Below are 13,347 nucleotides of genomic sequence, written 5' to 3' on the forward strand. Positions count from 1 at the left end.
CCTTTCAGACGATGTTTTCCTTTATATCATTAGCTTGTGAAGAGTGAGGCAAAAATATAGGTGTTAACTCTTGACAAAGCAGGATTTGGAAACAAATTGTGAATTTTTTTCATTCATATAGATTTTTTAAACGTAATCACTTATACTAAGTAATGATATAGGAGGGGTAATCGTGAACGAATTCGAAAAAGAAGTGCAATCAAAAAATAATGACATAGTTGATTCAATCAAAGGGTTTACTTTTTCTTTTGTATTCTTCTTTGTAATATTTGCTATAGGTGTTATATTCGAAGTGATTGGCTCCTAACGACAAATGTAAAAACATGCTTTACGTAAAGAGAGACTGTGCTATTCAGTCTCTCTTTTTTTATCTCTAACGTATTTTATGGAATCATCGTCGAAAACGTGCCACTTGTATCTTGAAAATAATAAAAAATTGCCCCATTTAAATCAGTACGAAATAAGTTAATGCCCATATTCTCTAGACGATCTACTACATCCTTAGAAGGGTGGCCATACATGTTGTTTTCCCCTACAGAAATAAGGGCATGCTTTGGTTTTGTTGCTTGCAAAAAATCTTCTGACGTCGATGTTTTACTCCCATGATGGGCGACTTTTAATACATCGACTTTTAAATTCGGGTATGTTTTCAACAGTTCTTTTTCTACTGCTTCCCCTATGTCACCTGTGAATAAAAAGCGATTTCCACCGAGCTCTGTATAAATAACAAGTGAAGAGTCATTACTTTTTTTCGTTTTGTTTTCTTGTCCAGGATACAGCACGCGAAAATCATATTCTCCTATTTTCAACTTCATTCCTTGATGGATTGCGTTTATTTTCGTTATGCTTGAAAATGGTTTTAACTGAACCATAGATGGATTTACATAAACATTTCTCACATCAAAGTGATTTATCATATACGTCATACTCCCATAATGATCATAATCAGGATGTGTAATAATTAAATAATCAATATGTTTTATACCCTTTGACCACAAAAAAGGGCGCAAAACATAACGACCTACTTTATTTTCTTCTATATGCTCTAAATCACTATCATTGGATAAAAAATCTACTTCCTCTGCAGCATCAATCATAATAATTCCCTTTCGATGTGGGAGCTCAATAACAATTGTATCGCCTTGTCCCACATCTAAAACCGTAATTGTTCCTTTGTCACTAAAATAAGGCTTTACTTGCTCTATTTGTAAAATGAGAACCAATATAATCCCAAATAAAAACGCTTGGTTGTGTTTATCTTTGTTTAAACGATTCATCAATCCCAAAAACGTTATGAAATACGCAATGAAGCATAATATAGATATTTCCCCAATAACCCACAAAATAGTAAAAGGCTCCATAACGTCCAGTATTGTCTGAACCAATAGTTGATGTATATCCAATAAAAAATCAAAAAGTTTTATGAAATATATAGGCAACCAAGAGAATAAAACAGCACATAAAGTAAGCGGAATAACAAATAGACAAAAATAAGGAACAAATACAAGGTTTGCTAAAAGAGAGAGGGGACTAATATAATAAAAATGAAGTAACTGCAAAGGAATTAAGACTAACTGGCTAATAAAACTGACGTGCATACTTCCCCAAAAAAAGGAAGCATGTTTTTTTAAAATATCTTTTGAAAGTATTAATGAGTACGTAACCAAAAAGGAAAATTGAAATCCTAATTGACCTAACAAATCTCTATTCATAGTGAGAAAGATTATCGCGGTGATACTGATGATATCTGTTAAAGGAATTTTTCGTTTCATGAAGGTGAAAAGAAAGATAAATTCGGCCATAAATACAGCTCTTAAAACAGGGGGTTGAGCACCTGCGAGGATAGCGTATAGAGGGAGAAAAACCATGATGATTTGTTTACTTTTTTCTGTCGTTAAGCCTATAATTCGCAAAAGAAAAAAGTACATAAAACCACAAATTAATCCGACATGTAACCCTGATATGGCTAATAAATGGGATAAATTCCACTGTTGAAATGTCAAGATTAGCTCCTGTGAAAGTTCCTCTTTATTCCCGAATAGTAACCCTTGAATCCAAGCAAAAGTATTTGGATCAAATTTGTTCTTTATATAAATTATTATATTTTCTCTAAGTTTGTAAGGATAAGATAAAATACTCCTTCCACTGCAAGTTATATTAGTTAAGTCAGTGTTCAACTGATAATGAATACCTTGCGCTTTCAAATACTGCTTATAATCGAAACTACCTGGATTAGTTGCACCATTGGGTTTTCTTATGCTCCCGCTAATTTTACAAAAAGCACCATGCTGAATGGAGTTAGAAACCTTTTGGCTTGATTGATTCGTGTAGACTTGTACATAAAATTTTTCTTTTGTATTATTTTGTTTAAAGACAAACCCCATCTTTGTTGTGGATTTTTCTGGGTTGGAAAGGATACTACCTGTATAAGTAGAGGGCTCAGTTGACTTCTCAATAGAGATAGAGGGAGATAATTCTGAAGGAAAGAATGAAGAAAAACAAAAAATCGTTAAACCTATGCTGATGAAAATAATTTGTTTACCTAACTCCTCATTAGTGAACCAGTGATAAAAAATAAAGAAAAGGAATAATAAGCCAATCAAAACCCAATGGTTATTACTCCCATAGCTAATAAGGAGAAGAAATAAGATAAAATGCCATTTTCCTCTCATTGTTTAGACTTTCCAATCAATCCAATGATGAAAACAACTTGTCCGCTTCTTGACGAAGTAATTGTATTTCTTCATCAGACAAACTAGAATGTTCAAGTTTTTCAAATATTTTAGAGAAGAACAAGATTTTTTCTTTTGCTTTTATATCTACCTGTAAGTATTCTAGTTCTACATATTCCACATGTACACCGGCTTCTTTAAACAATTCTATTGCATAAGGATGATTTTTGTAATCTTCTGCATAGTAAACACTTTTAATTCCGCTTTGGATAAGAGCTTTACAACAATTCAAACAAGGAAAATGAGTTACATAAACCTCGGCGCCCTCTGTTGCGACACCAAACTTCGCACATTGTAAAAGGGCGTTTATTTCAGCATGGATTGTTCGAACACAATGACCATCTATTACATAACACCCACTATCTATACAATGAACACTTCCTGAAACACTCCCATTATATCCACCCGCTATTATTCGCTTGTCACGAACAATTGTTGCACCTACCTTTAAACGTTCACAAGTACTCCTTAATGCCAGTAAGTGACTTTGTGCCATAAAATATTGGTTCCAGGATATACGCTCCATTTTTTCCACCTCTTCGTTTTCTTTTGGCTATTTTATATAATATTGTTTATTTAAACAATACACTTTACAAGTCGCATCATTTATTTTGTATGCATACCTACTGCTACGAAAACACACTACTCTTTTTACTTGAAGTCTGAGGCGCCTTTTTTAGTTTACCTAACTATTTAATTTATCGTCAATTACCTAATCAATATATCGTCTTTTATCTTTTCTACAATTTTCTCCCCAATTCCTGTAACAAGAGTTAAATCCTCAATTGTTTGAAAGGGACCATTCTCTTCCCTATATTGTATAATTGCTTCTGCCTTTGAAGGGCCTATTCCACTTAAAGACTGAAGCTCCTCTTTAGAAGCAGAGTTAATTCTTATCTTATTATTTTTTTCTGTTTGCCAAATGCCCTGCTCTTCTCCAACTTTAAAAATCACGATCGACATTTCATCATAGACTAGTTCCGCTAAATTAACCGAATAAGTATCAGCTTCCTCGGTCATTCCACCAGCACTTTCAATAACATCTATTACCCTTGATCCAGCAGTAATTTCATACACACCTGGATTATTGACAGCACCTTTAATGTCAACGACTAAAGGATCGGATATCGCTTCATCATGTAATTGTGAGTTAATAGACTCCATCTCCTCTGGTTGTCTGGTGTTATTTTCTTCCTCAAGCACTAATACACCTTCCTCTTTATTTGAATTGACGATAACAACTAAAATGAGGAGAAAAACAAAGCCAAGCAAGACTTTTAAAAAACTTTTTTTGTTTATTAGCAATTTAAACGCGCCTTCTTTCATATTTTTAAATTTCAGCACATACATATAAAGGAGATACTAGGGTGTATAGGAGGGGTAGGCTGATGAACTGGGGAGTTATTGGTACAGGAAATATGGGTAGTGTTTTAATCGATGCTTGGCTCACAAATGGTGTTATAGAGGAAGATGAGTTGTGGATTCATAATCGTACTTTAACAAAAGCATTTGATATAAAGGAAAAGTATAAAGATGTAAATGTGTGCACCACTCCTGAAAAGGTTGTTCGAAATGCAGACATTATTTTTGTTTGTGTTAAACCTTTACAAATTATGCCTTTGTTAAATGAACTTAAAAGTCACTTAAATGCAGACCAGTGTATCATTTCCATAACAAGCCCAATTTCAGTAACAGAGTTAGAGGGTGCTGTGCCGTGTCAAGTAGGAAGGATAATACCAAGTATTACGAATCGTGCAGGTCAAGGTGCTACACTATTAACCTTTAGTGAAAATATGGATAAAACAATGCGAGCCTATTTAAAGCAAAGCTGTAGACTTTTTTCTGTTCCCATTGAAATTGATGAGTCCATTACGAGGGTTTCCTCTGATATCGTTTCATGCGGTCCAGCATTTTTAAGCTACTTAATTCAAGCACTTATTCAAGCAGCAAATGATTATGCAGATTTAGATAAAGAAAAAGGAATGTTGTTTGCTGAGGAAATGATTGTCGGGTTTGGTAAATTAATTGAAGAAGGTCACTATACCTTAGCAACTTTACAAGAAAAGGTTACCGTAAAAGGTGGGGTAACTGGTGCAGGATTAAAGGTTTTTGATGAGGAATTAGGAAACATTTTTTATCATTTATTAGAGGCTACTCACGGAAAGTATTATGAGGATAGAGATAAAGTCTCCAAGCAGTTATAATAAGTATATTCGACAAAAAATTTAATATTCCTTCGAAAATAAGAGAGGAAGCATGAAAAATGCTTCCTCTCTTTATTTTTGACAAACAATAAAGATTCGATCAGTTCTTTCGGTTATTTCTTCTGAAAAGTCTCCATACATATTTAATATGGTAAAACCACAATCTTGCAATAATTTCTGATAAAAAGATATTGGAAAAGTACGTTGTAAGTGGGTTTCATCATAGCGATTATATGAACCATTATCATTTTGCACAAAGAAAGTTAATTCATGTTCAACAGAAGATTCTTCTTCTCCCGGTTCACAAAACCATATATAGGAAACTTCATTTCTAACCTCTGCAAAAGTGTTTGAAGCTAGAAAGTCATTTACATATTTTTCAGAATGGACATCAAACAAGAAAAGTCCATTCTCACTCAATAGTTTATATACACCTAAGAATATTTCCCTTATTTCTTCAGGGTCTGTTACATAATTGATTACATCGCAGTAACTAATAGCTACATCATATTCATATGGATTTTGTAATCTTCTAAGATCTTGTTCAATCCAAGTAATGTCAAGATTTTTCTCCTGTGCTTTTTGGTGTGCAATTGCTAACATCTCTGACGAAAGATCAACACCAGTAACGGCAAAGTTTAATTCGGCAAGTCGTATGGCAATTTCACCTGTTCCACAACCCAAATCAATCATCCCGCGTGAATTGGGCCTATATTGACTTATCATGTCTTTCGTAAAATTCACCCACTCATCGTATGGTGCACCTTCCATAAAAGCATCATAAAAATGAGCAAACTTCTTATATGCCATTTTTATTCTATCCCTCGGTAGCGATGCTTAGTTCTTCTTCTGATACACTATCAGCATCTCCCCATAGTCTTTCCAAGTTGTAATACTGTCTTTCATCCTTGTGGAAGATGTGACAAACGACATCATCTAAATCAACTAAAACCCATCTAGATTGCTCTAGACCCTCGATTTTTTTAACTTCCAAACCACTTTCTTCTACCTTATCCTTTACTTCTCTCGCAATTGCTTCCACTTGACGCTCTGTATTACCATGACAAATAAGAAAATAGTCCGCAATTAAGGAGACATTCTTCATATCAAGGGCAATTATATTTTCAGCTCTTTTATCGTCACAAGCTTTTACTGCTATTTTTAATAGTTCTTTACTATCCATTTTATACCCCTCCATTATTTTTTCTCCATCGTTACAAAATCATTATAAGCATGAAATGTATCTGGATATATTGGTTGCTTTTTACTCATTAAAAATTGAATGGTGTTTTTTAAAGCCATATAACATCCTAAGTTTAGACTTTTCCAAGCAGCATCCCTTACTTCTTCCACACCAGGAAACTTTCTACCTGGTTCTATATAGTCGGCTAAAAAAACAATTTTTTCTGTCAAAGACATATTTTTACGGCCTGTTGTGTGAAACGTAATGGCATTTAATATTTCTTTGTCGGTTATATTATATTCTAGCTTTACTATATAGGCTCCCACAGGACCGTGCCATAATTCATGGTGGTATTGTAGTAAGTCTTTTGAAAGACCGGTTTCTTTAAGAATCCAACGTTCTAATTCTTCTTTATCTCTGTATTTTGCATAATCATGAAAAGCTGCTGCAATTTCTACTTTTTCTTTTTCAGCTCCGTTCAGTTCAGAAAGCTTTACGGCTGTATCCACCACTCGCACTGTATGCTCATAACGTTCTTGTTTAAGATGTGGTTTAACCTTTGCTAAAGCCTCACTTCTTTCCATATAAATCCTGCTCCCTTATATATCTTCTAACTGAATCAGGTAACCAATATTTTGTTGTTATTTTTTCCCCAACTCTATCTCTTATCTGTGAAGAAGAGATGTCAACAAACGGTATTGGCACCTCGATAACGTTAAAATCACTTTTCACTTTATAGCCGGTACGATTTACCCCAACAAATTGAACAAGCTGTACGAGTTCTTTAATTTGGTGCCATTTCGGTAAGTATTCCACCATATCTGCACCGATTATAAAATAAAAAGTATGCTTAGGATGCTTATCTTTTAACTGTTTAACTGTGTCTACTGTATAAGATATTCCTTTACGTTTAAGCTCGATTGGTTCAAGTTTAAAATGTTTATTTCCCTCAATTGCTCTCTTTACCATTTCTAAACGGTGCTCTCCATGAGTTGTAGAAGCTTCCTTATGAGGGGGAACATTCACTGGTATAAACCATACCTCATCTAATTGTAGTTTTTCACATACTTCTTCAGCCATAATTAAATGACCAATATGAGGGGGATCAAACGTTCCTCCTAATAACCCAATTTTCTTCATATCATCTACCTTTTCTATGGTAATACAATTTGTTTATTTTCTTTAGACTCTTTATAAAGTACAATTGTGTGTCCGATTAATTGTACAAGTTCACTTTCTGCATTCGTCGCCAATCCGTTGGCTACTTCATCTTTATCTTCAAAACAATTCTGTAAAATACTAACTTTAATTAATTCCCTTTTTTCCAATGCTTCTTTCACTTGCTGAATTAAATTATCATTTACACCGGCTTTTCCAACTTGAAAAATAGGTTTTAAGTGATGTGCCTTTGAACGAAGATAACGTTTTTGTTTACCTGTTAACAATTAAGAACCACCCTTCAATTTTTGTTCTAGTCTCGGATAAATAGATGATGGATTAACATGTTTTCCTGACCAAAGTTCAAATGATAATGCAGCCTGATATAGAAGCATTCCATGTCCAAAATGAACATGCGCGCCTAACCTTTTAGCATTGCTTAAAAACTGTGTTTCTAACGGATTGTAAATAATGTCACTTACGATTGTATTAGACTTTAGTTTTTGCAATTTTAAAGGCTCCATACTAATATGCGGAACCATTCCTATGTTCGTCGTTTGAATAATTAAATCATAAACGTGTATATTTGCTTCCGCTTCCTTCAACGATAAAATATCCGTCTTGACGTTATGATTTTTTATCATTTTTAGAATGTGGGCCCGCTCTACAGTTCGGTTACATATATCAACATGTAAAAAACCGGCATTGTTAATGGAGCGATATACGCCTCTAGCAGCACCACCTGCTCCTATAATTAATACTTTTTTTGACTTAATATCCTGTAATAAATGAGGGTAAGCGGATTGGAGTGAACGCCAGTATCCTTTACCATCAGTATTATAGCCAAGCCACTTCCCCTCATTATTTACAACCGTATTAACTGCTCCAATCTTTTGTGCCTCTTCATCTATTTGATCAAGATATTCCATTACTTTTTCCTTATAAGGAATGGTCACATTAAAACCATCTACTCCCATCATTTTAAAAACTTCTAAGGAATGTTCCAGTTTCTCCTCTTTTATCTCAAAAGGCCTATATACTCCCTTTGTTTCGGTTAACTCGAAAAATTGTTCATGTATCCACGGAGATAACGAATGTTTGATAGGATTTCCGATTACACCTAACAATAACCCCATAATCATGCCCTCTCTCTTTAGATTAATGATTCACGAATAGAAACTCTTACACCTTCAGGTATATGTGCTCTGATTGTTATCCCGCCTTGCGTCACTGTAACCCAGCCTAATCCAGAAAAAACAATATCTGTTTTATCTTTTATGTGAAAGGTATGTGCCTTTAAAGGAGGTAATTGCTGTAACGTTTCCTCACCAGGAGGGTTCAGTAATTCACCTAGATGATTTTTGTATAGTTCATCAGCTTTTTCTGTTTTCGTACGATGTATCATTAAATCATTAGAAAGATAACAAACAAATGAAGTTCTTTCCCCTTGCTCAAAATCCATCCTTGCTAACCCACCAAAAAATAATGTTTGTTGTTCATTTAATTGAAAGACTCTTGATTTTATTTCTTTTTTAGGTGTAATAACTTTAAGGTCCTCATCGGAAATGTAATGAGCCATTTGGTGGCGATTGATGACTCCGGGAGTATCGTACATAGAACTCCTCTCATCTAATGGGATATCTATAAAGCCTAATGTTGTCCCAGGGAAATACGAGGTCGTTATTGCTTCTGCTTCCCCAGTTGTTTTCTGAATTAAATAGTTAATGAAGGTTGATTTTCCTACATTTGTGCATCCAACAACGTAGACGTCTTTTCTATTCCGAAGTCGATTAATTCCCTCCGAGGCTTCTTCCATTCCAATTCCCTTTTTAGCGGAAACTAAAAAAACGTCCTCTACTTTTAATCCTAGTTCCTTTGCTGCCCTTCTCATCCAAACCTTCACTTTATTTGGATTAGTTGACTTCGGTAGCAAATCAACCTTGTTTCCAACTAAAACGATAGGGTTGTTGCCCGTGAATCTAGGAAGTGAAGAAATAAAGCTACCGTTAAAATCAAATATATCAATTATTTTGACGACTAATCCTTTTGAATGACTAATTTGGTCCAGCATTTTAATATAATCGTCATCAGTTAGAGAAACGTCATGAACTTCATTATAATGTTTGAGTCGATAACACCTTTTACATATAATGTCTTCTCTATCTAGAGAGGAAGGAGGTGCATAGCCTAATTCTTTTGGATCTTCGGTTTGTATAGATACACCGCAGCCCTGACAAGTTATTTTTTCCATTTATTAATCCTCCCAAGTAATTAAGCCTTTTTTTCTAAACCAATTAAGTAAAATCCGTTCTACTCTACGGTTAAAACGAGTAATAAATCCATCCGTTTTTACAACAGGTACGACTAGGATAGTATAAAAGTTAGAAGAATTACCACCTAAAACGTCGGTTAATAACTGATCCCCCACTACAACAATGTGTTGTTTATCTATTCCCATTTCTAGTTGCGCTTTTTTAAAGGCTTTAGAAAGTGGTTTTCTCGCTTTAGAAATAAAAGGTATTTCCAATGGGGTTGAAAAATGTCGAACTCTTTCATCGTTATTATTTGATATTACAGTTACACTAATACCATTATCCTTCATCAATTTAAACCATTCTATTATTTCAGGAGTAGCATCCCTTTGATTCCAAGCTACTAATGTATTATCTAAATCTGTAATGACCCCACGGATTCCTTTCGCTTTAAGTTTCGCTGGAGTAATTTCAAACACCGTTTTCACATGTTCGTTTGGTAAGAATCTTTTTAACAAAATGTTCACCTCTATTTATATGTATCTTTCTTTCGTTGTTCTCCTTTAAACATCATATACCAATTTACACTTTACTTTCAAAAAAATATAGGCTTTCTATGGTTAAACTGCTATTTTTATGCAATTAATTTGAAAATAGAACGAAAAAACGTTCGACAAATTCATACAAATTCCGATTGTGGATAACTTTATTCACACTATCAACAAGAAAAACCCTAAATAAATACTATGTTTTTTAATGACTTATACGATTAACACACAACTTATGCACAAGTCTATGTGGATAGTCGCAATATTGTGTAATGTTTTTTTTCGTGATAGAGTTAATTTATTAGAAAAACTTAGGTTTCTCCAAAGCCTATAGGTACAGGCTACTACCAAGCTACATTCATCTTTCTTCCTAAATTTTGATGTCAACTTTCAACATTTGGAAATGGCAAGCATGTTGAAGGTTAGGAAGAGAAAAAGGCAAGGAAAACCCTAGCCTATCTGATAACCTCATGTTTACTCAAGAGCCAGTTATAAAGAGTTTTTTACAGGAGGTGAACAGCCGTCTTCAAGATGGCGCTCACAATGGAACATTTATCGGACGAGCTATTAATTGAGTCATACCATAAGGCCTGTGAATTATCACTTAGTAGAGATTTTATCCAACTAATAGAGGATGAAATGAAACGTAGATCCCTTTCACACAAGATAAAAAAAAGCAGTTAAATAAATTAATACTTTCTCTTATATAATATCCTTATTGCATATACTAATATGTGATAGGGTTTTTTTGTTTCCACATTAATAAATATAGAAATTATTAAAAATATATTAAATAGGAAGAAAGTGAATTATTCTTTTTTGACCAAGAGATAACAGTTGATATCAAGTTCCTTTATTGGCTAAAATGAAAGGGATTTGAAATAGACTCGCCATATAAAAAAATTTTCAGGAGGATTATGTTACATGATTTATGCAGTATTTGCTCCTCTAGTTATGACTTTATTGATCCCCTTTTTTAATAAATGGAAGGACAAAATACATACAGGATGGTTTTTATTACCTATCCCTTTATTCATTTTTCTTTATTTCGTTCAATTTATTGGTGAAGGTTTTTCACCAGTAGCGGAATCTTACCAATGGATTCCTTCCCTTAATATATCCATTGATTTTTATTTAGATGGTTTAAGCTTATTATTTGTGCTTTTAATAAGTGGGATTGGAACACTCGTTTTGCTTTATTCGATTTACTATTTACATAAGTCGGAGAGATTAGGACATTTTTACATATACTTGTTTATCTTCATGTCTTCCATGTTAGGTGTTGTATTGTCTGACAACGTGTACGTTTTATATACGTTCTGGGAGTTCACATCAATTTCTTCCTTTTTATTAATTGGTTTCTGGCATTACCGAGAAAGATCTAGGTACGGCGCTTTAAAGTCCATGCTGATCACTGTTTTCGGAGGACTTAGCTTATTTGCCGGTATTGTCACGCTTACGTATATTACCGGAACGACTAGTATTCAAGAAATGATTAATCAGAAGGACATAATTATTGATAGTCCTCTATTTCCATTAATCCTTATTTTTATTATTCTTGGAGCATTTACAAAATCCGCACAGTTTCCTTTCCATATTTGGTTACCAGATGCAATGGAGGCACCTACACCAGTTAGTGCTTACTTGCACTCAGCAACAATGGTAAAGGCTGGAATATTTCTTATTGCTCGTTTCTCCCCTATTTTAGCTGGGGAACCTATGTTTTTCATCATAGTTAGTTTATTTGGGATTATCACCTTATGTTGGGGCTCTTATATGGCAGTGAGACAGACTGACTTAAAAGGTATCTTGGCTTTTTCTACGATTAGTCAGCTAGGAATGATTATGGCTATGCTTGGGTTCGGTACAAAAGCTGCTATATTTGCTGCTGTTTTTCACATTTTAAATCACGCAACGTTTAAAGGTAGCCTCTTTATGATTGCTGGTATTGTAGACCATGAAACTGGTTCGAGGGATATTCGCAAATTAGGCGGGCTAATGACATTTATGCCTATTTCCGCTACTTTAGCATTATTTGGTGTTTTCTCTATGGCAGGGTTTCCACTACCGTTTTTAAATGGCTTCTATAGTAAGGAAATGTTTTTTGAAGCCTCTTTACATTTGGATGGCTATGGCGGGCAATTTATCCCATTTTTCCAACAAGCAATTCCGTATTTAGCTGTATTTGGTAGCATCTTCACATTCGTGTATTCGATGTATTTCTTCTTTGGAACGTTTAGAGGGGAAGCAAAAATGGGTGAACTTCCTAAGAAACCGCATGAGGCACCAATAGGAATGTTAATTTCGCCATTCATACTAGTATTAGGTGTTATTTTAATTGGACTGTTCCCAAATTTGGTAAACGGTACTTTTATCGCTCACTCGGCAGAAGCAATCTATGGGTCAGCAGTAGAAAAAGATATTTATTTTTGGCACGGATTAACATATCCACCACTTATCATGTCCATAATTGTAGTTGTTCTAGGAACTTTACTAGCCCTAACTAGGCAAAAATGGGCAGGAATCTATACTATTTTCCCTAGAAACCTAAGCTTTAATGAAGTATATAACTACATTGTCGATAAGACTGAAACTGCATCTACAAAAATTACGAACAAGTATATGACGGGATCTTTACGTCATTATGTATTGTATATCCTCATTGCTATATTAGTTGTAAGTGGGGTTGTATTTTTCCTAACAAATGGATTTGCGATTGATACAAGTGGATTGTCCACATTAAAGTTAAGCGATGTTCCAGATATTTTAGTGGGACTAACAATGGCTATTGCTGCAATAGGGACTATTTTTACAAATAATCGATTATCAGCAATAATTATTTTAGGTGTGGTTGGGTATGGATTAGCTATTTTGTTTGTAATCTATCGTGCTCCAGACCTTGCCCTAACGCAATTAATAGTTGAAACAGTAACCGTTGCTATATTTTTACTCTGTTTTTACCATTTACCCGATTTGAAAAAGATAAAAGAAAAACCAAGTATTACGCTGACAAATTCTATTATTTCCATCGGATTTGGTGCGCTTATGACTATTATTGCAATAAGTGCTCATAGTAGTAAATGGTTTGAACCTATTTCTAATTACTTTCTTGAAACTTCAAAACCACTTGGTGGTGGATACAATGTAGTAAACGTCATACTTGTCGATATGCGTGGACTAGATACGTTATTTGAAATTACGGTACTAGGAATTGCAGCTCTTGCTATTTATGGCATGATCAAACTTCGCCGAGATAAGGAGGCGAAATAA

15 protein-coding genes are annotated in these 13,347 nt (G+C 34.3%); 4 read left to right on the plus strand and 11 right to left on the minus strand.

The window, feature by feature from the left end; all coding sequences use genetic code 11:
• Positions 1 to 172 precede the first annotated feature (172 nt).
• Positions 173 to 307, plus strand: a complete 135-nt coding sequence (locus tag HNQ94_RS13870) for a YqzM family protein (protein ID WP_174494603.1) — start codon at positions 173 to 175, stop codon at positions 305 to 307.
• 76 nt (positions 308 to 383) lie between these two features.
• Here the strand turns inward: HNQ94_RS13870 and HNQ94_RS13875 are convergent, their stop codons facing one another.
• From HNQ94_RS13875 to HNQ94_RS13885, 3 genes are all read right to left on the minus strand, one after another.
• Positions 384 to 2,672, minus strand: a complete 2,289-nt coding sequence (locus HNQ94_RS13875) for a DNA internalization-related competence protein ComEC/Rec2 (protein WP_174494602.1) — start codon at positions 2,670 to 2,672, stop codon at positions 384 to 386.
• 16 nt (positions 2,673 to 2,688) lie between these two features.
• Positions 2,689 to 3,258, minus strand: a complete 570-nt coding sequence (locus HNQ94_RS13880) for a ComE operon protein 2 (RefSeq protein WP_174494601.1) — start codon at positions 3,256 to 3,258, stop codon at positions 2,689 to 2,691.
• Positions 3,259 to 3,440: 182 nt separating this feature from the next.
• Positions 3,441 to 4,037: a helix-hairpin-helix domain-containing protein gene (locus HNQ94_RS13885; protein ID WP_246199912.1), complete on the minus strand. Its 597-nt coding sequence runs from the start codon at positions 4,035 to 4,037 to the stop codon at positions 3,441 to 3,443.
• 83 nt (positions 4,038 to 4,120) lie between these two features.
• Here HNQ94_RS13885 and comER point away from each other — a divergent pair, with 83 nt between their 5' ends.
• The gene (gene comER, locus HNQ94_RS13890) at positions 4,121 to 4,936 is read left to right on the plus strand and encodes a late competence protein ComER (RefSeq protein WP_174494600.1); all 816 of its coding nucleotides are present in this window, start codon (positions 4,121 to 4,123) and stop codon (positions 4,934 to 4,936) included.
• Between the two features lie 72 nt (positions 4,937 to 5,008).
• Here the strand turns inward: comER and HNQ94_RS13895 are convergent, their stop codons facing one another.
• From HNQ94_RS13895 to HNQ94_RS13930, 8 genes are read right to left on the minus strand one after another with little or no spacing between them, the layout of a single operon-like run.
• Entirely contained in the window at positions 5,009 to 5,746 is a 738-nt protein-coding gene (locus HNQ94_RS13895) for a class I SAM-dependent DNA methyltransferase (RefSeq protein WP_174494599.1), read from the minus strand.
• Positions 5,747 to 5,753: 7 nt separating this feature from the next.
• Positions 5,754 to 6,119 carry a ribosome silencing factor gene (gene rsfS / locus HNQ94_RS13900; RefSeq protein WP_174494598.1) on the minus strand — a complete coding sequence of 122 codons (366 nt, stop codon included), beginning with the start codon at positions 6,117 to 6,119 and terminating at the stop codon, positions 5,754 to 5,756.
• A 14-nt stretch (positions 6,120 to 6,133) separates the two neighbouring features.
• On the minus strand, positions 6,134 to 6,703 hold the full coding sequence (yqeK, locus tag HNQ94_RS13905; RefSeq protein WP_174494597.1) for a bis(5'-nucleosyl)-tetraphosphatase (symmetrical) YqeK: 570 nt from the start codon (positions 6,701 to 6,703) through the stop codon (positions 6,134 to 6,136).
• Positions 6,690 to 7,259, minus strand: a complete 570-nt coding sequence (locus HNQ94_RS13910; RefSeq protein WP_174494596.1) for a nicotinate-nucleotide adenylyltransferase — start codon at positions 7,257 to 7,259, stop codon at positions 6,690 to 6,692. Before HNQ94_RS13910 ends, yqeK begins: the two co-directional genes overlap by 14 nt.
• Positions 7,260 to 7,273: 14 nt before the next feature.
• Entirely contained in the window at positions 7,274 to 7,564 is a 291-nt protein-coding gene (gene yhbY / locus HNQ94_RS13915) for a ribosome assembly RNA-binding protein YhbY (RefSeq protein WP_174494595.1), read from the minus strand.
• Positions 7,565 to 8,413: a shikimate dehydrogenase gene (gene aroE / locus HNQ94_RS13920; RefSeq protein WP_174494594.1), complete on the minus strand. Its 849-nt coding sequence runs from the start codon at positions 8,411 to 8,413 to the stop codon at positions 7,565 to 7,567.
• Positions 8,414 to 8,430: 17 nt separating this feature from the next.
• Positions 8,431 to 9,528: a ribosome biogenesis GTPase YqeH gene (gene yqeH / locus HNQ94_RS13925; RefSeq protein WP_174494593.1), complete on the minus strand. Its 1,098-nt coding sequence runs from the start codon at positions 9,526 to 9,528 to the stop codon at positions 8,431 to 8,433.
• Positions 9,529 to 9,531: 3 nt separating this feature from the next.
• A complete protein-coding gene (locus HNQ94_RS13930) occupies positions 9,532 to 10,047 on the minus strand; it encodes a YqeG family HAD IIIA-type phosphatase (RefSeq protein ID WP_174494592.1) in 516 nt (171 codons plus the stop codon).
• A 573-nt stretch (positions 10,048 to 10,620) separates the two neighbouring features.
• Here HNQ94_RS13930 and HNQ94_RS13935 point away from each other — a divergent pair.
• Together HNQ94_RS13935 and HNQ94_RS13940 are read left to right on the plus strand one after the other, a co-directional pair.
• Positions 10,621 to 10,761, plus strand: a complete 141-nt coding sequence (locus HNQ94_RS13935; protein WP_174494591.1) for a sporulation histidine kinase inhibitor Sda — start codon at positions 10,621 to 10,623, stop codon at positions 10,759 to 10,761.
• A gap of 240 nt (positions 10,762 to 11,001) precedes the next feature.
• On the plus strand, positions 11,002 to 13,347 hold the full coding sequence (locus HNQ94_RS13940) for a Na+/H+ antiporter subunit A (RefSeq protein ID WP_174494590.1): 2,346 nt from the start codon (positions 11,002 to 11,004) through the stop codon (positions 13,345 to 13,347).

This window comes from Salirhabdus euzebyi (genome assembly GCF_014207435.1).
Classification (GTDB): domain Bacteria; phylum Bacillota; class Bacilli; order Bacillales; family Alkalibacillaceae; genus Salirhabdus; species Salirhabdus euzebyi.

Excerpts from the sequence above, each read along its gene's own strand:
- HNQ94_RS13875 (WP_174494602.1), bottom strand. The coding sequence starts at position 2,672 with ATGAGAGGAAAATGGCATTTTATCTTATTTCTTCTCCTTATTAGCTAT.
- HNQ94_RS13880 (WP_174494601.1), bottom strand. The coding sequence starts at position 3,258 with ATGGAGCGTATATCCTGGAACCAATATTTTATGGCACAAAGTCACTTA.
- comER (WP_174494600.1), top strand. The coding sequence starts at position 4,121 with ATGAACTGGGGAGTTATTGGTACAGGAAATATGGGTAGTGTTTTAATC.
- HNQ94_RS13895 (WP_174494599.1), bottom strand. The coding sequence starts at position 5,746 with ATGGCATATAAGAAGTTTGCTCATTTTTATGATGCTTTTATGGAAGGT.
- rsfS (WP_174494598.1), bottom strand. The coding sequence starts at position 6,119 with ATGGATAGTAAAGAACTATTAAAAATAGCAGTAAAAGCTTGTGACGAT.
- yqeK (WP_174494597.1), bottom strand. The coding sequence starts at position 6,703 with ATGGAAAGAAGTGAGGCTTTAGCAAAGGTTAAACCACATCTTAAACAA.
- HNQ94_RS13910 (WP_174494596.1), bottom strand. The coding sequence starts at position 7,259 with ATGAAGAAAATTGGGTTATTAGGAGGAACGTTTGATCCCCCTCATATT.
- aroE (WP_174494594.1), bottom strand. The coding sequence starts at position 8,413 with ATGGGGTTATTGTTAGGTGTAATCGGAAATCCTATCAAACATTCGTTA.
- yqeH (WP_174494593.1), bottom strand. The coding sequence starts at position 9,528 with ATGGAAAAAATAACTTGTCAGGGCTGCGGTGTATCTATACAAACCGAA.
- HNQ94_RS13935 (WP_174494591.1), top strand. The coding sequence starts at position 10,621 with ATGGAACATTTATCGGACGAGCTATTAATTGAGTCATACCATAAGGCC.
- HNQ94_RS13940 (WP_174494590.1), top strand. The coding sequence starts at position 11,002 with ATGATTTATGCAGTATTTGCTCCTCTAGTTATGACTTTATTGATCCCC.